Consider the following 22,620-nt stretch of genomic DNA (forward strand, 5'->3'; position numbering starts at 1 on the left):
TAATTGACATGAGAAACCGGGTTTTTGCTAGGGTGTATCGAGAAAACTAGACAATGAATGCAACCCGGTTTCTGGCTAAAGTTAGTCAAAGTTAGTCAATGACATTACACCCGACTCCTGACCTCCCCTGCTCCCCTGCTCCCCTGCCCCCCTGCTCCCCTATTCCCTAACCTTGACCAGAGGAGAAAAGGCTTAACTGGTCAAGATTGCCCAAGACCTGTTCCTCAACTCTGCAAATAATTATGGCAAAAATTTAAGAATTATTGCACTTAAACAACTGTCATGTTGTTAAAATTATCCCCTAAAAGCGCGCCAAACTAGGGATTATAGGCACTTGTAGCCCTTCGTTCTGCCCATTGAAGGATGAAACAGGAAATTCCCCTATCTGAGAAAATGCTTTAGCAATGCAGGCCAAAAAATCGGGTCGCATTCAACCTACTGGAGGCAGAGATTCTATGAAATTGGCTTATTGGATGTATGCGGGACCAGCCCATATCGGCACCCTGCGGATTGCAAGTTCTTTTAAAAATGTTCATGCCATTATGCACGCCCCTTTAGGGGATGATTATTTTAATGTTATGCGTTCGATGTTGGAACGAGAGCGCGATTTTACTCCAGTAACGGCCAGTGTGGTAGATCGGAATGTCTTAGCGCGGGGATCTCAAGAAAAGGTCGTTGATAACATCACCCGGAAAGATCGCGAAGAATCACCAGATTTAATTGTTCTCACCCCCACTTGTACCTCCAGCATCTTACAAGAAGATTTACAAAACTTTGTAGATCGCGCTCAACTCGATGCGCGGGGGGATGTACTGTTAGCGGATGTAAACCATTATCGGGTGAACGAATTGCAAGCAGGCGATCGCACCCTACAACAAATTGTCCAGTTTTACCTCGAAAAAGCCCGCAAAAAAGGGGACTTACCCACCGAGAAAACCGCCAAACCCAGCGTTAATATTATCGGGATTTCCACCCTCGGATTCCACAATCAACACGACTGCACCGAATTAAAACGCCTCATGTCCGACTTAGGCATTGAAGTCAACGAAGTTATCCCCGAAGGTGCCAGCGTTCACAACCTCAAAAACCTTCCCCAAGCGTGGTTTAACCTCGTCCCCTATCGGGAATTAGGCTTAATGACCGCCCAATACTTAGAACAAGAGTTCGGGATGCCCTGTGTAGATATTACCCCGATGGGAGTAGTAGAAACAGCCCGGTGTATTCGCAAAATTCAACAGCTACTCAATGCACAAGGGGCGGGGGTAGACTATGAAGAGTATATTGACCATCAAACGCGCCATGTCTCCCAGGCCGCTTGGTTTTCCCGTTCCATCGACTGCCAAAACCTCACCGGGAAAAAGGCCGTCGTGTTTGGGGATAACACCCACGCCGCCGCGATGACCAAGATTTTAGCGCGGGAGATGGGGATTCATGTAGTCCTAGCGGGGACTTATTGCAAGTATGATGCTGACTGGTTTAAAGCCCAGGTGAGCGAATATTGTGACGAGGTACTGATTAGTGATGATAACGGAGCGATTGGGGATGCGATCGCCCGTTTGGAGCCTGCCGCCATCTTCGGCACCCAAATGGAACGTCATATCGGCAAACGTTTAAACATCCCCTGCGGAGTCATTGCCGCCCCCATTCACATCCAAAACTTCCCCATTGGCTACCGTCCTTTCCTCGGCTACGAAGGCACAAATCAAGTCGCCGATTTAGTCTACAATTCCTTTACCTTGGGCATGGAAGATCATCTCTTAGAAATCTTTGGGGGTCATGATACTAAAGAAGTGATCACTAAAGGAATGTCCGCCGATTCTGATTTGAATTGGACCAAAGAAGCCCAAGCGACCTTAAATCAAGTCCCCGGTTTTGTACGCGGTAAAGTCAAGCGCAATACAGAAAAATTCGCCCGTGAACGAGGTTTAAGTGAGATCAGCCTAGAAGTGTTCTATGCCGCTAAAGAAGCCGTAGGCGCTTAACTTTTAACCGCTAATCTGGTTCAAAAATCCTTGCACCAGAAACCCGATTTCTTGACCGTTATTCGTCATCCGTTCACCTGACCGATTACTAATAATCGGTGAGAAATCGGGTTTTTCTCCCAAGATATAAAGCAACATCTCCAAGCTGTATAAGCCCTTGCTTTTCAGTAAAACTACGCAACCCTAACTATAATATAGCTATTCCTAATGAGACGTGAACTCTGGGCTATTGTCCTATGTCGATTCCAGGCGAGCCTTTTTTGCACGACTCAGATAGGTTCGCTATATTACACAAATATTACAAAAAATAAAGTTTGACTTGACAACCCAACGCAATCTTAGGGATAAGTAGAAAAATTCATCCATCCCACTAGACTTTAAGCGTCATGGTCAATCAACTCAGAGAAAATAACAATGATCTGCCTACCGTAGATTATAAGGACTTACTGACACAGATTATTGACACACTGCAAACCTCATCAGGACCCTATTTTAGCATTATTGAAAAAACAGTTGAAAACAAATCTAACAAAACTGGAACATCCGATCAATCCGAAAAAAAATCCTATCAACGTTTTATTTTAGATATTGATCAAATTGCTACAACTGTCTCTCAAAAACCAATCCCCAATCCATTAAGTCGTATTGGTTATCATAAAATAACAACCCTTAACCTAGTCGCAGAATGCCAAGAACAATTTCCCAGCCAGATTAGGCAAATCCAGCAACTTCTTCAAAACCTACTACAAAACGCTGTCAAACAATATTTACAAAAACAGAGAAAATCACCCCTTCCTCTTCCAGAATTTATCAAGCAGTTAATTGTCAATTTGTCAAGTTTTGACCAGAGCAAAGCTACAGCTAATTTTAACTATCCTTTCAGCACCCCTAACCAACTGTACAAGCAGCGATTAACTCTTGATAATCAATCCACCCGAGAAAAATGTTTGCGCTTTCACAAGTTAACCATTCGCGTCAATCATGGGACAAACTTTGACGAGCAAGTTAAAGAGGGAATTTTCAACTATTTAGACCAAAATTTTAACAACTACTCTGCACAGGAGCAAGAGGAATTAGAGGAGATTGTTGACGACTTATATAATAAACGGCAAGAACCGAACAATGATTTTTCTAAACTGAAGAAAATCATTAATCAAGAGACATTAGGTAAATTAAAACGCAAAACTCAGATTTTTTATCTCCAGTTTTTGTTAGACCAATATTATCAGAACAGAAAAGAAGAAACCGAGGAAGAAGGAGCAATTTATTTACAAACTTTAATTCGACGACTCCAGTATATTGATGAATTTATAAATTTAGAGCATTACGCTGACGGTGATTATGAAATTACGCACTCCAAGGGCAGCATTAATTACCGAGATATATTTGCTCGTGAAGATGCCTTTAAGGAATTGCCTGTTATCCCCCTGATTGTCGGAAATCTAGGGGAATCTCGTCTAGATGGAGCCATTGAATTTACACTGGGTCTAAAACTTAAGCTCAATGGAGATGTTAACACATCTGAAGGTGAATCTTCTTTTCAGTATTACCTTGATTTGTTCAATCCTGATAGTTCACTTCATCAAGAAACCCTCAAAAAACGATTTGGTTTGCAAAGAATCCTCAAAGTTGCTTTGCTTTATTTCTTTGTCTTTGCTTGTGACAATCCTAATGAACCAGATTATCACCCAATTAAGGATCTAAACTATAATCCCATTGAAAAATTCGAGTCAAATATTTTACCCGCTTTCCGAATATCTGAAACGGATATGTTCGCTATGTTAGTGAAAATTCGTAAAGGTTTGATTGGTTATAAAGTCGAAGAAAAAATCAATAAACTTGTTGGTTTTCTTAAAAAGGTAATTGACTATAAAACTCTAGCAAAACCCCAAGAAAAGCCAGCCTATCTGACCTTAAAAAACCGTCTACTGAAAGACAACCTCCGAGAAATCATTGACGAACAAACAGTATTTGATAAATCGGTGACAGGTAATCCTAAGTTAGCGTTGAAATATATAGATGTTACTGAAGCACGATCTCAAGAAAATACCTTTTTGAGTATTCCTGTCACCCTGATTATTGGTGATTTGCACTATTTTTTAACTCAAGACAAGCAATCTTTCAAGATGCAGTATGACATTGAACCTGTTAAAGCGTTACCTATCATTTTCTATGTGAAGAATCATCCAGCATCTGCTCAATACTATGAAAATCAATTCAACAAACGGAATTGCTTAGTTTTCCCCCATCAACAAGCAAAACCCAGTGAGACAGAGAACTTTTTCTATAACTTCACTTTTTCGCTCCTGACTTTCACTACTTTAAGTATTTTGCTCAAAAAAGAACGCTTATTTTTACCCCTTTTACGTCTAGATATTGAAAAAGGTGATAGTGCGGGATTGCGCGAGAAGTTTATGTATAACTTCTCTAAAGTTTTAGCACATTTATTAAATGAACAACATCGTTCTAATGCACAGGGGATTGATGTTCGTTCTCCCAACTCTTATAAGGTTCTCAATGCCATGAGTTCCCTATATTCTGTGCTACCCAAAACCTTTACCCTTCCTCAGCTAACACAACTAGATAAACTGGCAATTATTATTGTCTCTAGTCGTGAACATGATCGGAGTTGGAAACCGGAGATTAAGCAGAAATATTCTACCCTTATGGGGGAAGTGGTAGGCATCCTGCGGGAACCTAATAATACAATCAAGTATCGTCTCATTCAGACCTTTTCTGCCAATTATGATCGGGAGACATTATTCACACAACCTATTGTCATGGCTGATGTTATTCAAAAGTTATATCGTCAAGGATATCGACATATTATTTATATTGCCAAAGCACCCTACACCAGCACCTTACATTTAACCCAAAATCAAGATGATGAGGACTTATTCTTTATGTCTAAGGATATCATGCGGTTACTCAAGGGACAGTATCAGGATTTAAATATCTACCCCATGTTTTTCGACAAATACTATGTAGTCCCCTTGGAAAAACTAGCCCAATCCCTTTATATTGAAGATACAGCAGAACTGACTCGTTTAGCTGAAGATGACAATAAAATGTTTGCTGTTTTCTTCAACCTATTTAATGGTCAAGCCGTAAGAGAAGTCAATCGAACCTATCGAGGAGTGATTTCCTACAGCACCTTGTTGAATTTTTATGAGGGAATTCTAGGAGATCAAAAAATTCGGCAAGGATTAATTGATGCAGGACAACTTAAGCAAGATATCTTACAGTATCTAACACTGTTTCACTTTGCCAAATATGAGAAAGGGGGTAAAAAGCTCCAGTTAAAACTTGACCCCTATGAGAATTTAATCGGAGATAAGTCGGTGAGTAAGTTAGCGTTAATTCCCCATGCTAACGAAAAGGTTGAGTTCAATGTTTTGGCTTTTTTAACTCGCGTTCAAGAAATTTTACACACCAAACAGTAATCATGATGAAATCAGAAATTTCTGCGGATTTAGGCCGTTTATTTGAAGTTGGCTTTAATTTAGGGTTGTTAACGGGCATCAAGCAGTCTAAGGTACAACATTCCTATGGAAATTTGTATCAAAAAGACTTGCAAAATATCCGATTTTCTGAGATGGCGAAAACCTTATTAAGTCAAGTCACCAGTCCTCAAGAAAAAAGGGTTTTAGAAAAGTGGAGTCAGTTCTTTTTGTTACGAGGTTTTTTAGCGGGGTTAAATTTTTGGCGAGAGTATCTGGAATTTGTTTTTCCGGGGGAAAGTTCAAGGGTGGAGGTGGTTTATTTGCAATGTTGTTTTAGGGGAGACAATAGTTTAGGACAAAATCGCAAGGAGGGGGACAGTTGGGAACGAGATGTTTTGCAACAGTTTCCTAATCTTTCTTCGGTGGATTCTATTATTGCACGCTACAAACAAGGAGGACAGTTTCTCAAGGCAGATACTCTGTTATTGTTGCGCTTAAATAGGAGACAGGTTAAGTATAGACTGGTGTGTGTTGATTTATCTGCTTTTGTTGCTCAGTTTGCTCCTGAAGGGGAAGATTTAGGTTTTATTCGGATTATCAAGAATTTATTGTGGCGAGAGATTAATCATTTTCGCTCTAAGAGTGTGTTTGCTCAGTTACGACTGGATACCAGTTGCTTAGACTACTCATTATCACAGGCTTTGCGCAGTTATTTCAATGCGTTTTACTCTTCTGATAAGGAGATGGTGAAGTTAATTCAAGCTGGGGGATATGCTTACAGTTTTTATCAATTTCTCTGCGAGAGGGAAATTATTAATCCAGAGGATGGGAAAACCTCAATTCTCTTTAATATTATTGGATATACCAATCGTGGACTCTCTTCTGTTTGCGTGAATCCCCAACAACAGGAAAGTCAGGAATTTTTAGCCACTTGCCAGAAGATTTATCAAGAATACGAAAGAGATCAGGGGATTGATGAGACTCGGGAGCGTGTGTTAAATAAGATTAAACGGAGTGTGTCGCGCAGTTTTGAGGGGGGGAGGGATTTTGTTAATCAACTCCTGAGTATTACTCCGAATCAGAGGACTTGTATAGAACATCAAGAAATCATTACAGGATTTGCTAATTCTGTGGGGGAGGTGTCTCCTGAGTTGCGGGAGAAACTGGGATTGGGGGAGGGGATAAATCTACAAGATGCCCATCAGGAGTTAGTGATGCGATCGCTTTCTCCCGACAATTCCCGTCCTTTCCTCTTCCTGACGGGGAATCCGGGAATTGGGAAAACCACCGCGATCGCCAAATTCCTACAAAATCATGCCGACGAGGGGTTTTTATTCCTCTATGCCAGTCCTCGGAAACAGGTCAATCTCGATATCCTAGAGAAGTTCAAAAAGCGCCACACTCAGCAACTCTTTCAGGATGGGGTGTTTACCCTTAACTCCCACGCCAACCTGATTAAAAACAACTCTGGCCGCCCTACCATTCAATATCAGTCTAATACACACCAAGAACATTTTCAACAATCCGGTATTGATTTTAAGGATAGTCGGATTCCAGAGAGTAGCAGAAACCGTCAAATTCCCCTAGAACGTCTTGATCAAAAGACCATTACTCCAGCCGAAAAATCTTCAGCAGGAGTCTTGCAGAGTGTTGCTAAAGCTATAACTGTATTAATCAATGAAAACATTTCTCATCAAATTGTGGCTACCGTTTCCATCCAATCTCTTAAACAAACTCGTCAAGGGGATACATTAGACCATTTGCAGGAAATCTTTAAAAATGCTTACCAGGAACGCGACCGAAAAATTTTGCCCGATAAAATGCAGAATATCTCCCGCAAACTCAAACATCTAATTATTATGATTGATGAAATTACGGGAGATGATACGGGAGTTGCTTTTTTACAACGCATTGAAGAATTTATCCGTAAATATAAATTAACCGATCCCCAGTATGGCTTTAACTGCAAAGTGATCATTGCCGATGCGTCTTTAGTCGATGCCTCGGTAATTAATAAACACTTAGAAAAAATTGAACCAGAACCGGATAAAATTTACTTCAGACATTGCCAAACTCCCCCTGAAGCCATTTCCCTAAAAAGTTTCCAATTCAAACATCATCCCGCTACTCTGATCAATACCAATGCTTACCCAGCCAAACGTTTAACCATCACCTATAAAGTTTTTGTTCAATCCTATGCGTCTCAGGAGTCTGACAGCTTGCGTAGACAATATGAAAAGCAACTCGAAAAACAAGAAACCGACCGAATTTTTTCCGATGTGCAAACCTTGTTAGCCAATCCCCAAGTTGAACAGATTATTGTTTATATCCAAAATAAAAGTAAACTGACCATCCTGATTGACCAATTAACCCAAAGCTTACCTAAATTTAGCAAAGGAGAAGACTATTTAGAAGTTCATGGCGACATTTCAGAATGGGAAAAACAGCAACTTGAGCAATATAAAAATCAAGTCCGCGTGATTTTCATGACATCCTCTGGGAGTCGAGGTCTATCCTTCCCTAAAGCGAGACATATTCTAGTTGAAATCCCTCGCTTTGCCATTGAAAAAAACCTGATGGAAATTATCCAAGTCATTTATCGAGGTCGGGGAGATCGAGAGATTGATCAACAGGATAAGTTTTTAACATTTTACCTGACAGAACGAGCCGTTTATTATAAAGAAGATGTAAAAAGTTCCTTGCAGAAAAGTATTTTAAACCTGTTTAATATTCTACTCTTACTCAAAGCTGCGATTTTAACCCGAATTCAGGGAGTGAGTCCGATTGGTAGTGATCAATTTTTAATCATTCCCATTGGGGGAAAATCCATGAGTGCAGCCGGACAAACCTTTTCTAATCAATTGGCTAGTTTAGTTCAGAGATTGCAAAAAGAAACCGCTAAAAATCCCAAGGATACTGTTCTTAAAGAGATTTTAGAGCAGTTAGAACCATTATTGGCGGCAACTGATTTTAGGCTGCATCAGAACAATGAGATCCCTAGCTTATCCCATGATATTGCTCAAAACTCCCTGTCGTACCTCCAGTTAAATCAAGATTTTACCCAGCAGTTTCTTAAACCGTTGCAGGGTAAAACTTTAGATCATTTACTCCAGTTTAATCATCTCGAATTAAGCTATTTAACGGGTAGTTTATTAATTGTTCCGTTAGCAGAAAAAAGGCTTGAAGAGACGTATTTATTGCGCCTAAATAACATTCTAAAATATCAAGATGGTCACTTACTAGAATTGATGAAAAAAGTCAGTTTCCGTCCCCAATATCCAGATGAGTTAAAAGAGCAGATAGTCAATGCTATCCAGTTAATTGAAGCGGTGAGAGACTCGGAACGCTCCCAACAATTTCAACAATTCAGTCAACGTTTAGAACGATATTATGCTATTCCCCTTTTCGTCTTTATTGTGGGTGATATTTTGCGAGAATTTTTTGAGCAAAAGCAAGAACAAGCAAAAGAAGATTCATTTCGGGAAATTTTAGCTCAATATGTCCGGTCAATCTATCCCGTTGATTCTAATATTTTACCGATTGGCTATCAGTATGAAGAATTTCCTTTTGTCGTGTTTCACAGTTGTAGTTTGAAAGAAATCCGTCAACAGGCTTTCTCAGAACAATACTTACTAAACTCTCCGACGTTAAATGTTTTGAACTTAATTTTATCAAAACCTGATTAACGACCAAGCCCTAAGAAAAAGACCCGGGGACAAGCAAACGAGTGAAGATCGCTTGCCCCCAATATGTCCTTAACTTTGGGCTTGGTCCCACTGTTGAGCAGCATCAGCCAGCGCTTGTTCTACAGTTTTTTGCCCTAACATCGCCGCCTGTAAGTTTTCATAAATTGCCCTTTGCAACACATTCAAATTGTCCATGACGGGGATTAACACCTCAGCATCCTGTAACTGTTTCGCCCCCACTAAAACCGCCTCCTCTTGGGGTGACAACTCACTAGAGCTTTCCAATACCTCAATAAATTCCGCCACCGCTTCCTGAGTCGAGGGCAACACCTTCGCCTCTTGGGCAAACGCTAACTGGTTTTGACTATTGGTGACAAACAGAGCAAACTTAACCGCTTCTTCCGGGTGTCGGGTGGTGCGGGGAATGGTTAAATTCATCACCGCCACATTCTTCTTGCCCGTCTCCCCCGTGATTTCCGGTGCAACTCCCGAGACTTGAGCAATATCCGGCGCATTGGTGGCGATCGCATTTAAAAACTGTGGTCCCGTCGCCACCAGCGCCGCCTCCCCCGTTTGATACAGGTCTATACCATAACGATGCCCCCTTGTCAAGATTTCCGGCGGTAATAATCCCTCCCGATAGAGATTAACCCAGTATTCAAACGCCGCCACCCCTTCAGGACTATTAAACGCCGCCTTCCCCGACTCATCCACCAACATCACCCCCATTTTGACCAAAGACTCCAAAACCGCCCCCGAATCTTCAGGAATCAGAGTCACAAACAGCGTAAACTTACCCGTCCTATCCTTCACCTGACGCGCCACCCTAGCCAAGTCCTCATAGGTTTGGGGCGGATTCTCAATCCCCGCCGCCTCCAACAGCGCCCGATTATAAATCGTCACCTGAGTCGTTAAATACCAAGGCAGACCAAACGTCTTCCCATTCAGCGTGCTAGCCTGCCAAATCTTCGGTAAATACAGCCGTTGGTCATCCTCAGACAATTGTTCATCCAAATTCAGCCAAGCCTCACGACTCGCCAACTGAGAGGCAAACTTGGGATTCAAGTTCACCACATCCGGAGCCGTATTGGCCGCCACCGAGGTGAGAATTTTACTCTCCATCGCCTCCCAAGGCACATCCACCCAGCGCACCTTAACCCCCGGATTTTCCGCCTCAAACTCCTCAATCAACCCCTCAAAATAGGCCGTAAATTGGGGTTGGAGTTGCATCGTCCAGAACTCAATCTCCGTTCCCGACGTAGCCGCCGGACGGGAACAACTCACTAACCAACTGACCCCAATCCCCAACAGGGCAAACAGCCCCAAACGAAACCATTTCGACCATTTATTCATAAAATCGCCTTCCAATTGACTTCCGTCCAGAGAAAAATCTTCCCAGTCCAGCCATTCTAGGCTAGATTTGAGTAGCATTAGAGAAAAGCCCCTCTAGGCATTCATCCAGCTTCAAGCTCAACGACCAAAACACCTATGTTTGTTAAGAACCTATTTGGCAAAAAAACCAAAGGGATTGGCATTGAAGTAGCGCCAGAACGCATTAACATCGTTCAACTGCGTAAACAGGGACAAAACTACAAACTAGAAACCTACCTCACCCGAGAAGTTCCCGAGGGCATCTTTGAAGAAGGTCAGATTGTAGATTCCCCTGCCCTAGCCGAACTAATCCAAGAACTCCTCACTGAAAATAACATTAAAGTGAAAAAAGTGGCCACCTCCGTCCCCATGCGAGAGGCGATCATTCGCATTATTCCCATTCCGGCAGAACTAGACGACCAAGAATTACGGGATATGGTCTTGAATCATGAGGCCGGGCTTTATTTGCCCTACCCTCGGGAAGAAGTGGATTTAGACTATCAAAAGTTGGGCTTTTTTGAAGACGAGGACGGCATTGAAAAAGTGCAAGTCCTGCTCGTGGCCACCCGTCGGGAAGTCACAGACACCTATCTCGACACCTTCCAACAAGCCGGCCTAGAAGTAGATGTGCTAGAAATTAATAGTTTTGCTCTGATTCGTACCATTCGCGAACAACTGCGCCAATTTGGTCCCCAAGAAGCCGCCGTCTTAGTCGATATAGAATTTGAAAGTACAGAAATTGCTATCGTAGTGGATGGAGTCCCTCAATTTTCTCGCACGGTTCCCATTGGTACCTTTCAACTGCAAAGCGCCCTATCCCGTGCCATGAACTTACCCACCAAACGGGATACCGAGATGTTGCAGGGGATGACTATTCCCAACACCCCCGTAGATGGGTTACGCACAGGAGCAACGGGAATTAACCCCGGGATGGCCGCCTTGTTACGGGTGCTAGGGGAATTAGCCGATGAGTTACGTCGTTCCATTGACTTTTACTTGAATCAAAGTGGGGAATTAGAAGTGGCTCAACTGTTGCTCGCCGGACCGGGGGGGGGAATTGGTCAACTAGATGAATTTTTTACCAATCGTCTCAGTTTACCCACCGCTCAAATTGACCCCGTGGCCGCACTTTCCCTAGAAATGGATGAAGAAATTCCCTCAGTGGTGCGGCCGAGTCTGGGCATTGCTTTAGGGTTAGGTTTAAGGGAGATTTAACATAAAATGTATAGTTTAGACATTAATTTTCTTAAAGATAGAGCCGCCATTCCCACAGGCGGGGGGTCAGGATTTGTCCAGGCCAAAACCCCCAAACGGCAAATTGCCAAAGAGGAATTAATCCCCCTGGGGATTGGAGGAGGTATTGCTGTATTGTGTTTAGGGTTAGTGGGAGCGGCTTATTTTTGGATTGATTATGAAACCACCCGCACCCAGAACACCTTAAGTGGTTTACAGGCGGATATTAGCCAGTTGGAACAAATTGAAACCCAAATTGCCCAGTTAGAAGCTCAATTAACGGTTGCCCAAGAGCAAACCCGAGGATTAGCCGGGGTTTTCGCCCATATTATCCCCCCATCGGCCATCTTACAGTCCGTTCGCGATGTCACCCCGAGCAGTTTAAAAATCTCTGCCATTGAAACCATTACCCCTCAAGATACCGGGCAAGAGGTCGAGGGGGGCGGGCGACCTATGCCTATCCTGCGGATATCTGGGGTCGCAGATTCTTATGATAATGTGAATATCTTCTTGCTAAATCTCAAAGAATCGCCCTTGTTTAATGGTGAATCGGCGCGCATCACCGAAGCGGAATTAGTCGATGATCCCCACAAACCGGAACCGGCCGAAGGAGTCACCATTGAAGTGGGAGATGCTTTGGATGATATCAAAGTGGTGCGTTATAGCTTAGAAATTGCGATGCAGGATGTGAGCGAGATTCCAACGGCTGAATTAATTGCCTATTATGGCAACCGAGGTGCGGCCGGATCGGTAATCCGGTTACAAGCCTTAAAGAATAAGGGGATTCTTGAAGAATAAGGGGGTTTTTCAACCATGACATTTGCCGATGATTTTGCCCCAATGGAGGGCAGTGAACTAGAGGAACAATCACCCTATCCTAATGTGATGGGGGTTGTCATGACTCCCACAATTGGGGGTGCGTTATTGGGGGTGTTGGGGTTGGCTGGTGCGATCGCCTTGGGCTGGTACGTGGTCAAACCCAACTGGGACACCCTGAACAGTTTGAACTTTGATGTGGATGCCGCCGAAACCCGCAAACAGGAACTTGAACTGAAACGGGAGCAGATTAGCCAGCTGCAAAGTCAACTCCAACAAACCCAAAACAATCAACGGGAAGTCCTAGGACTCTTTTCCGGTCAAGATACTATGGACACCTTGCTGTTTGTGATCAACCAGCAGATTAGAACTCGGGGGCAATTTGTCCGTTATACTCCCCCTAGCACGGGTTTAGAAGCCATTCCCCCCGAAGATTTACGCTATGAAGAAACGGTGAAAGGACTCCTCAAGCGGCAAACCCTAAGTTTACAAATTGAGGCCACTTTCCAAGCGACCCAAGACATTCTACGCAGTTTAGAACGGTTGCAATCGGTGTTAGTGATCCACAATCTGCGCACAGAAGTCACGACTCAGGAATCCCGGATCATTGACGCTCAAGGAAATATCGGAATTCAGGGGCAACCGATCCTCACCAGTACGTTTGATGTAGATTTACTCGTGCCACTCACGGAGGAAGAATTACTGGAGACGATGGGCGGTCAACAAGGGGCTGAAGGGGAAGCTCCGGTTGAGTAACACCCGGGATTTAACTTGTTCTCAAGGGAGTTGTCACCCCCTAGGAATTTTTTCTGGGCGAGGGAATTTCTCCCAATCCTAGAGAATATGGGGTATTATCCATATATCTTAAAAGCCCAGATCGTGGCAGAAAAACCCCCCGTCTGGGGGAAAGAAAGTCCTAATATTGTGTTGCTAGGTCAATTAAATTAATTTAATAACAATTCGTTTGATGGGTTGAGGAGTGAATGGTGAGTATTAATTTTAGGCAAGTCGGGATTTTAACCGGAGCAGCAGCCGTTTTAATGGTGTCCCAGCCTGTGGGGGCGGCTCAAGTCCAAATTACCCAAGTTCAAGTCCAATCCAACAATAATGGCTTTCAGTTGGTTCTCGGTCTAGCAGACAGCGACACCATCCCCCAAGTGTTAACGGTGGTGCAAGGGAATAGTCTGGTGGCTGAGATTTTGGCCAGTGAGCTAGCGTTACCGGAAGGGGGCAGCACCTTCCGACAAAATAACCCCGTCCCCGGTATTGCGCGAGTGGAGATGATTCAGGTCAACTCAGAAACCGTGCGGGTGATTGTCTCGGGAGAAAACCGCCCCCCCGTAGGTCAAATTTTGCGCCAACAGTCGGGTCAGTTAGTGTTCGGTTTTGCACCGGGGGGAGCAACGGCTAGCGGTGAGACTCCTCGGGTGGCGGCACAACGACAAACCGATGAGGTGCGACCTCTCCCTCCTCCTCAAGGGAATGCTCCCCTCCCTTCTACTATTCCTCTCCAAGACCCTCCCCCTCAGCTTACGGTGCCTGAAAATACGGTCAATCCCCAGATTCCTCAACCCGAAGGGAATTTACCCCAGTTTGACCCTTCGTTATTTTCCCAAACCCCCCGCTCTGAGGTGTTGGTGCCGAATCCGGCCATTACCATTGAGGGCAGTCCGGCCACTCCAGCGGCCCCAGCCCAACCCATTGCTCCGGCTCCCCCGTTTCTACCTCGGGCGGTGGCTCCCCCGGTGGGTGATATTGCGGTGGCGAATCTGGACTCTTCTCCAGAAATTATCGATTTAGGCACGAGCGCCCGAGTGCCGAATATTGTGTTACAGGATGCTCCGGTGCGTGAGGTGTTAGGTCTGTTGGCGCGTTCGGCCGATTTGAACTTGATTTTTGCTGAAACTGGGGAAGGGGGAGCAGATGGCGGCCCGACTATTTCCTTGGATTTGCAGGATGAGCCGGTGCAGGATGTGTTTAATTATGTGATCCAAGCGGCGGGTTTACAAGCGGCTCGGCGGGGGCGGACGGTGTTTGTGGGGACGGAATTGCCCCAAGCGGCTAAAAATATTGTGACGCGCACGTTTCGCTTAAACCAAGTGACGGCATCAAGTGCGGCGAACTTCTTGGCTACTCAAGGGGCTGAGGTGCAGTTGTTGGTGGAGTTGGAGGAGGATATTATTAACCCTCAAACTCAGGAAAGAATTGGTACTCGACAGTTGCCTCCCCGTTTAGAACGGATTACTCCCGAGGTGGATAATTCCCTGGGCCCCCTGTTGTTGGTGGGGACTTCGGTGGCGGCGGATTCTCGGTTAAATACGGTGACAATTGTCGGAGAACCGCGCAAGGTTCAGATGGCGACGAATTTTTTAAAACAGTTGGATGCGCGCCGTCGTCAAGTGGCGGTCAATGTGAAAATTATTGATGTCAACTTGAGTAATATTGGACGGTTTGGGACCAGTTTCTCTTTTGGGATTAATGACACGGGGGTGATTAATCAGTCGGGGATTGGGATTATTAATTTTGGAACTAGCGATCGCAATGTTCCCCTGAGAACCACTACGGGTTCTATTGAACCTCGATCTGCGGACCCCAATACGTTTATTGGAGCCGAACCTTTCCAAGTGGGACGGGGAAATATTGGTCCGACTCAACCCAGTATTGGTCTAACCAGTGAAACCGTCGGTCAGTCTGCGGTGGCGACAGCAGGCAATCCCTCCTTTAACATGGTCAATGCGTTTTTATTGCAGCTTCAAGCCTCGATTCAAAATAATAACGCTAAAATTCTCACGGATCCGACGCTGATTGTGCAGGAAGGCCAAACGGCGGCGGTGAATTTAACCCAGGATGTGGTGACGAATATTGAAACCGATGTTCAAGCGGCGGCGGGTGTTATTACCTCGACGGTGACGGTGGAGGTGAGTCGCGGTGATGCTGGGGTGGGTCTAGTCTTGGCGGTCAATGTGGAACGGATTGATGATAATGGTTTTATTACCATGCAGGTGAGTCCTCAAGTGAGTACCATTGGGGAAGTTCAAACGATTAATATTGGGGGATCTTCCAATAATATTAGTTTGCTCAGTCGTCGGAATTTGTCCACTGGAGTGGTGCGGATGCGGGATGGTCAGACGTTGATTCTCTCGGGGATTATCCAAGACCAAGACCGGGTACAGGTGCAGAAGGTGCCGATTTTGGCCGATATTCCCCTGATTGGCTCCTTGTTCCGTCGGACGAATCGCACGAATCAACGGAATGAGGTGATTGTGATGGTGACTCCCCAGGTGTTGGATGATTCGGAACGCTTTGGGGGAACGGGTTACACTTACACCCCGGGTCAAGAGTCTCAGCAAATGTTACAGCAGCAAGGGTTCCCGGTGCCGGGTCAACCTGTACCCCCCAATCGCTAGAAGCTTAAAATGCGATCGCCCCTAAAACTTCTGTTCATCGTAGCCCTGTTGTGGGGCGGGTTTAATCTGTTTTGGCAAAATGGGGCGATCGCACTCTGGGACCAAGATGAGGCCGCCTACGCCGGATTTGCCCATAATATCTTGAGTACAGGCAACTGGGTTACACCGGATTTTCTCTGGTCTGACCCCCACCGTAAACCGCCCCTACATTTTTGGGCGATCGCACTTTCCTTTCAAGTCTTCGGCGAACAAGAATTTGCCCTGCGTTTCCCCAGTGCCTTAGCCGTCCTCTTGACAGGATGCACTATTTATGCTATGGGGCGGTCGGCTTTTGGGGAGAAAACCGCCCGACTGGCGACCATCATTGTTTTTTCCTCCCTCTTCCTACCCAACTTCGGCAAAGTCTCCCTCACCGATGCCCTCTTAGTCCTCTGGCAAACCATCGCCCTGTTAGCCCTCTGTAATACCCTAGTGCGACCGCGAGGGCTTTGGACAGTGTTATTATGGGGGGCCGTGAGTTTGGGAGTCTTAACCAAAGGCCCCCCCATCTTGATTTTAGTTCTCGGCTCCCTCGTCACCCTCGCCCTGTTTTCCCCCCAGCGCCGTCATCTGATCGCCCTCCATCCTTGGCTGGGGTTGCCCCTATCCCTGATTCCCCTATTCCTGTGGGGGCGTATGGCTTGGGTGGCCGATGGGGGGGAATATATTCAATGGATGATTGATTGGTATATTCTCAAACGGGCCAGCGGGGGGATTACCTTTGGACAGTGGGGGCCACCGGGGTACTTTTTGGTTGTATTTTGTCTCGGCTTTTTGCCCTGGGTGATTTTCTTCCCGGCCGCTTTAGGAGACTTAGGGCGTAATCTGTGGCGCAAACGGGAGCAGCCCTTTTATAGTGGGATTACCGCTTGGTTACTTTGGGGCTGGTTGGCCTACGAATTCATTCCCAGTAAACTCCCCTCCTACGCCTTGGGGGCCTATGGTGCGATCGCCCTATTAATCGCCCATACTATTATTCACCCTCCCCGTCCTAGCTTTCCTTGGGGCGTGCGCCTTTTCCTCCTGCTGTCCTTCCTCGTCACAGTAGGTTTAGGAGGGGCTGGCTTTTGGCTACTGGGTATCAGGGGCGGGGTTTTGAGCCTGTTGGTGGGAGTCTTTTGGTTGGGGTGGGCGATCGCAACCGTTCACCAACTCCAACGAGGAAACCTAGAAAACGCCATCACCCTCACCACCTGCAACGGGTTAATCCTCACCTTCCTGATTTGGGGATTCATCATGCCCCTAGTCAACCTCAACCATTCCGCCACCCAACGAGTCGCCCAACAAATCGCCCAAACCACCTCCCCCGAAACCCTAGTGATCTTTGCTGACTACTTCGACCTACCGAGTCTGCCCTTTTACGTCGCCCAACAACAACGGGAGTTTATTGGCTTAGAAAACAATCCCCTGCCCCAATTACAAGCCTATTATGAAGGAGAACAGGATACCGTCCTTGTTTTTGCTCAAACCCAAGCCCTCCAACAGTTTTTAGACCAATTAGAAACCGACAACCAACCCACCCCCAAAACAGTGCAAATCCAAGGCTGGTTCAGTCAGATGGGAACCCTTGAAACCTATACATTAGTTTACGGTCGATAAACCTGAGCCGTAATCCCCTGATCCTCTAAACGCTCTACCAACTGCTTGGCATCAGACTCCCGAATAAACGCCCCCATTTGTAACTGTACCCCTTGAGAAAAGCGCCGCGCATAGGCATCCGGAATCGCAGAACGAGCCTGTTGTAAAGAAGACGGCCCCGTATAAGGAACCAACACATAGTAGAAATCGCTCGTCGTTGGACCCGGTGCCGCGTTGACAACGACAGGATCATTGGCCAAATCTGAGGCAGGAGAGGGACTCGGAGACACTTCCGGACTCGGAGCAGGGGAGGGACTCGGAGACGCTTCCGGACTGGGGGAGGGTTGAATCGGCTGTAACAGAGCCGTAGTTAAGTCCGTGGTTTCTTCCGGGGGCGGCGGTGGAGGAGCCGAAGGACGACTAGGAGAAGGGTTGAGGAGTTCTATATTAGGCAGTTCTAACGTCGGGCTAGGATTCGCCGTAATAGTGCTTAAGGTGTCTAAATTTAACTCCCCAAATTCATCCTGAGCGAGGTTAGGGCCTTGAATCGTCAGGGGGGGAAGATTCGGCGCGGGAGTCGTGGCAACCGGGGCATCCGGGGCAGGGAACAAGCGGTCATAGAGAGCGCTGAGGCGTTCCGGCTCTAAAATCGCAACCGCCGTGAGGGTTAAGGCACTGCCTAACAGCACCATAGACCCCAGTCCAATGGGCGTTAAAAGACGATTACGGGGGGGAGTGAGCGGGGGTTCTTTTTCCCCTTCAGCAAGATTGCGGCGCAGTTGGGCTGAGGACGCTAAATCATCTTGAGGGAGGTCGGAGTCTGGGACGGGGGGGTTGCCCTTTTGGGTGAGGTTAGCAACATGGCTTTCCAGTTCAAGGGGCGGTTTTGGGGCTTCTGGGCTAGGGAGTGCATGAGTTGGGGCGGCCTCAGTATCTGGACGGAGGGGAGCAAAAGCCACCTCAGCCGCCACTCGTTCCGTGAGGGGGGGCATAGTGGGAGTAGGTTCAGGGGTGGCTGTCCGTTGGCGACGGTAGCGGGCTAACTCTTCTTCGAGTTGCACATCTAAGCAACTGAGGGCGCTTTCTAATACCGGACTCATGCCCGATGGGGTGGAATATTGTCCTGAACCGTTTTTTGCCATAACTTCACTCCTGAATCTAGTCGCCGTGTCTATTTTGGCACAGACCCCGCCCAGTTTGCCGAGGCGGAACTTTTTTCTCCCAGTGGGACTCATGGGAACTGTTGGCAGGTCTTTTGAGCAAATCTTGCGGAAACGACTAGGGGACTGGTGAAGACCTAAAGGACGGGGATCAAGGGTTTTCCTAGACTCAACAGGGTGTTATGGAGAAAAACGCATGATTATAACGTTTCTACTATGAAGAAAACATAAAGAAATAAATTAACCCTTCTTAGCCTGAGTTACGCTGAAAATGTAGGGGGCGTTTTTTTCGTGTTGATCATTGATTAAAGTCCGGCATTGAGATTGATCCCCAAGTTGATCCCCGTGATCTCAGAGGGTTATCCTCCCAATAGTGTCCGATAAAACAACAAAGTCTAACAAATTTGTATCTATTTATTGCACAAGCCCACAGACTTTAAAAATTGAATTCAAAATGGAAGAATGAAGTGCGAATAGCATTCCTGTGAGCCTTCCCGAACCAGTCCCTCTAGCCCTTCTCCCCCCCCAAGAGTTGCCATGAATAATCAGCGTTTTTGCACGTCTACCTGTCGCCTCTGTAGCTATTATCAGCCAGAAGGGCGGCGGGGTGGTCTTTGCGCACAACTAGGTGTTCCGGTCAAAGGATGCTGGAAAGCCTGTAGTCTGGCGGTTCAACCCTTTGCCCATACTAACTGGACTCCTTTGGGTGAAGATATTGCCTTGTTGGAACAGTCTTTGGCGTTGCCCAATCATTATGGAAAACCGGGTGAATTGAAGCCGTTGGAGCCGATTCGGGATGAGTTTTTCCCTGACTCTCACCCCCACAGAGAAGAAACCCTAATCTCTTAATTAACAAGTTGTGATGGTCTGAGGATAAAATCAAAAATTTTTCAATTTTTTTTGTTAAAACTTTTTACTGAATATTCTTGAATCGCGCTCAAATCGTTTTAAGGTTTGAGCGCGATTTTTAGATGGGGTCTGCTGAAAAAGCCCAACGCTAGACTTAACAAGGGAATAGGTAATAGGTAATAATTATCAATTGTCAATTATCAATTATCAATTCCCCTCTCCCCTGCCCCCCTGCTCCCCTGCTCCCGGACTTATTCAGCAAGGCCTAACTGCTCTCGGTGGGCGTGTAATAACTCAAGGGGTTGCCCAGAAACCTGCTCCAACATGAACAGAATATGTTCAGGGTGGAGAACCACGCCCTCGTTGGTGTAACTGCCCAGATAGTGGAGTTTCGCCCCACTGGGGGTAGAAGAGAGGAGAGAGAGGGAGAAAAGGCGATCGCGCAGGTTAATCATTTGCCGTTTCCCGGACTTGGTGGTTTTCTCAAACAAAATCTCAGAACGCCCCAACACCTCGTTAATCCAGCCCTCCCAGTTGGCCTCCTCTCCGGCCACCTCTAGGGTATATTCCGCTTGTTGTAACAAACGATTGGCCGACTTACTTTGTAGATCAATCTCTTGGACTTCATACACCGGAATATCCGGGGGAAGTTTCTCCTTCAGCAATCGTTCAAACTCCGCCACCTCATAGCGTTGAGTCAGTTCAAAATCTACTAACTCGCCGCAACTGGTCATTCCCAAGGGTAGGGCTGAGGTGATAGAAATGCGCGGCATGGGATGATATCCCCCATTAAAGGAGATGGGAATCCCAGCGCGGCGGATCACCCGTTCCCACAGTCGCACTAGGTCGAGGTGGCTGAGGAGGCGCATTTCCCCTAATTTGCCAAAACGCACCCGCAGGCGCTGAACCCGGTCTTGATTGGGCTTAAAATGCCCTTGGAAAGCGGGAATGGGTGGGGGTTCAATGACGATATTTTGACCAAAATCCGCCCCACAGATGCCACATTGAGAACAGCCTTCAAAGGCACAATCAGGGACCGTAGCGGCTTCTAGTGCCCGTTGTAGGTCAGCTTTGAGCCAGTCTTTATCAATGCCTGTGTTGATGTGATCCCAGGGGAGACGGGCGTTAAGGCGCTCATCCCAAGAGTATTGGGGGCGCTTGCGTTTGGAGTCCAGACGGGTGTTTTGGGACTCCATGACGTTCCATTCTCCCTCCTCAATTTGGCGATATTTCCAACTGAGGTCGGATTCTGCAATGGCCTGTTCCCAAGCGGCAAAGGCCTGATCTAACCCTTCCATCCAAGCATCCATCCCCGCGCCCAATTCCCAAGCGCGACGGATTACCGGGGCTAGGGTGCGATCGCCTCGTCCCAGAAAATCCTCCATCACCGAAAAGCGCACATCGGTAAAATTCGCCTTCACCCCTCGCATTCCCCGCAACTCTTGGCGCAATAACTCCTGTTTGCGCAAAAACTCCGCCGTCGAGACAGAATGCCACTGAAAAGGGGTGTGGGGTTTGGGCGTAAAATTCGAGATGGTGACATTAAAATCTAAGCGTTTGCGTCCCTTCACCGCACATTCTCGCCGTAGCCAGCGCAGGGTTTCCGCAATGCCCAAAATATCCGCATCGGTTTCCCCCGGCAAGCCAATCATAAAATACAGCTTAACCTTATCCCAGCCCTGTTCGACGGCCGTTTTGATGCCCCGTAATAACTCCTCATTGGTGAGGCCTTTATTAATCACATCCCGCATCCGTTGGGTACCTGCTTCCGGGGCAAAGGTTAAGCCCGTTTGCCTGGTGCCACCGATAATCTGGGCAATATTTTCATCAAACCGATCCACCCGTTGACTGGGCAGGGAAAGGGCGATATTTTCGTCCTTGAGGCGGTTTTTAATCTCCATCCCCACCGCAGGCAGGGCTAAATAGTCGGAACAGGAAAGGGACAAGAGGGAAAACTCATTATAGCCCGTTGCCCGCATTCCCTCAGTAATGGCTTGTACGACCTTTTCCGGCTCCACATCCCGGGCGGGGCGGGTTAACATTCCCGGCTGGCAAAAACGGCAGCCCCGCGTACATCCCCGGCGAATTTCCACTGTCAGGCGATCGTGTACCGTTTGGATATGCGGCACTAAACCGATGGAATATTCCGGTAGGGGGGCGGCGACGCGGCGTAAAATGCGGGGGGGAACGTCGGGATGGTTCGGATGCACTGACCCATCCTCGGCCAGATCATAGAAGCAAGGAACATAAACCCCTTTGACTTCTTGGGCGAGTTTGAGTAATAAGCCATGGCGAGACAATCCGGCGGCTTTTCCCTCATCAACAGCTTGGCCGATTTCTGGGAGGAGTTCCTCTCCATCCCCTAGGGCGATAAAATCGAAAAAGTCGGCGTAGGGTTCGGGGTTCGATGTAGCTGTTTGTCCTCCAGCAAAAATAAGGGGATAATGGAGGCTAGATTCTTCCTGTAAGCGTTGTTGTGCGGTGAGGGGAATTCCTGCTAAGTCGAGCATTTCTAGGATATTAGTTGCCCCTAACTCGTAGCTGAGACTAAAACCGAGAATATCAAAATCGAGTAGGGGGCGACGGGCTTCTAAGGCCCAGAGGGGGGTGTGGGTGTCGCGGAGTTTCTGGGCTAAGTCGGGGGCGGGGAGATAAGCGCGATCGCACAGTTGACGCGGTTGAGCATTCAGCACATTGTAGAGAATAATATGCCCCAAGTTAGAAGCCCCCACTTCGTACACTTCAGGATAAGTCAGCACCCAACGCACGGCGGCACTGTCCCAAGGTTTATGCACCGCCCCCACTTCATTCCCTAAGTAGCGGGCTGGTTTATTGATTTCTGGGGTGAGTAAGTTTTCAATCGCAACAACCAAGGTGTTTTCCTCCTGCGTGAATATATCTATACTATCGCGTTCCCGTATTGTCTCGGCTTTGCTTTGACCTCCTCAGTCAATCTTGACGGGTTTGATAATTAATTGATAATTGATAATTGAATTGTTCCCTATCCCCTATCCCCTATCCCCTATTCCCTATTCCCTATTACCTATTCCCTATTC

At 46.7% G+C, this 22,620-nt stretch carries 12 protein-coding genes; 9 read left to right on the top strand and 3 right to left on the bottom strand.

Annotated features, from left to right (window positions below):
• The first annotated feature begins 455 nt into the window (after positions 1-455).
• The 3 genes from bchB (at position 456) to K4A83_RS01030 (ending at position 9,111) form a co-directional block, all read left to right on the top strand.
• Entirely contained in the window at positions 456-1,982 is a 1,527-nt protein-coding gene (gene bchB, locus K4A83_RS01020; RefSeq protein WP_265262511.1) for a ferredoxin:protochlorophyllide reductase (ATP-dependent) subunit B, read from the top strand.
• A 386-nt stretch (positions 1,983-2,368) separates the two neighbouring features.
• On the top strand, positions 2,369-5,425 hold the full coding sequence (locus K4A83_RS01025; protein WP_265262512.1) for a hypothetical protein: 3,057 nt from the start codon (positions 2,369-2,371) through the stop codon (positions 5,423-5,425).
• Positions 5,426-5,427: 2 nt separating this feature from the next.
• Positions 5,428-9,111, top strand: coding sequence for an ATP-binding protein (locus K4A83_RS01030; RefSeq protein ID WP_265262513.1), 3,684 nt, complete (start codon positions 5,428-5,430; stop codon positions 9,109-9,111).
• Between the two features lie 69 nt (positions 9,112-9,180).
• Here the strand turns inward: K4A83_RS01030 and K4A83_RS01035 are convergent, their stop codons facing one another.
• The gene (locus K4A83_RS01035) at positions 9,181-10,464 is read right to left on the bottom strand and encodes an ABC transporter substrate-binding protein (RefSeq protein ID WP_407809772.1); all 1,284 of its coding nucleotides are present in this window, start codon (positions 10,462-10,464) and stop codon (positions 9,181-9,183) included.
• Between the two features lie 135 nt (positions 10,465-10,599).
• Between K4A83_RS01035 and pilM the strand changes: the two genes are divergently transcribed.
• The 5 genes from pilM to K4A83_RS01060 all read left to right on the top strand — a co-directional run bounded on the left by pilM (position 10,600) and on the right by K4A83_RS01060 (position 17,576).
• A complete protein-coding gene (gene pilM, locus K4A83_RS01040; protein ID WP_265262515.1) occupies positions 10,600-11,697 on the top strand; it encodes a type IV pilus assembly protein PilM in 1,098 nt (365 codons plus the stop codon).
• A gap of 6 nt (positions 11,698-11,703) precedes the next feature.
• Entirely contained in the window at positions 11,704-12,513 is an 810-nt protein-coding gene (locus tag K4A83_RS01045; protein ID WP_265262516.1) for a PilN domain-containing protein, read from the top strand.
• Between the two features lie 15 nt (positions 12,514-12,528).
• Positions 12,529-13,287, top strand: coding sequence for a hypothetical protein (locus K4A83_RS01050; protein ID WP_265262517.1), 759 nt, complete (start codon positions 12,529-12,531; stop codon positions 13,285-13,287).
• A 227-nt stretch (positions 13,288-13,514) separates the two neighbouring features.
• A complete protein-coding gene (locus K4A83_RS01055; protein WP_265262518.1) occupies positions 13,515-15,938 on the top strand; it encodes a secretin N-terminal domain-containing protein in 2,424 nt (807 codons plus the stop codon).
• A gap of 9 nt (positions 15,939-15,947) precedes the next feature.
• Positions 15,948-17,576, top strand: a complete 1,629-nt coding sequence (locus K4A83_RS01060) for an ArnT family glycosyltransferase (RefSeq protein ID WP_265262519.1) — start codon at positions 15,948-15,950, stop codon at positions 17,574-17,576.
• Here K4A83_RS01060 and K4A83_RS01065 read toward each other — a convergent pair.
• On the bottom strand, positions 17,564-18,697 hold the full coding sequence (locus K4A83_RS01065; RefSeq protein ID WP_265262520.1) for a hypothetical protein: 1,134 nt from the start codon (positions 18,695-18,697) through the stop codon (positions 17,564-17,566). The two genes, K4A83_RS01060 and K4A83_RS01065, sit on opposite strands and share 13 nt — an antisense overlap.
• A gap of 555 nt (positions 18,698-19,252) precedes the next feature.
• Between K4A83_RS01065 and K4A83_RS01070 the strand changes: the two genes are divergently transcribed.
• Positions 19,253-19,564: a hypothetical protein gene (locus K4A83_RS01070; RefSeq protein WP_265262521.1), complete on the top strand. Its 312-nt coding sequence runs from the start codon at positions 19,253-19,255 to the stop codon at positions 19,562-19,564.
• Positions 19,565-19,815: 251 nt separating this feature from the next.
• Here K4A83_RS01070 and K4A83_RS01075 read toward each other — a convergent pair whose 3' ends face one another.
• Entirely contained in the window at positions 19,816-22,437 is a 2,622-nt protein-coding gene (locus tag K4A83_RS01075) for a TIGR03960 family B12-binding radical SAM protein (RefSeq protein WP_265262522.1), read from the bottom strand.
• Positions 22,438-22,620: the final 183 nt, after the last annotated feature.

This window comes from Spirulina subsalsa FACHB-351 (assembly GCF_026130165.1).
In the GTDB taxonomy this organism is placed as follows: Bacteria; Cyanobacteriota; Cyanobacteriia; order Cyanobacteriales; family Spirulinaceae; genus Spirulina_A; species Spirulina_A subsalsa_A.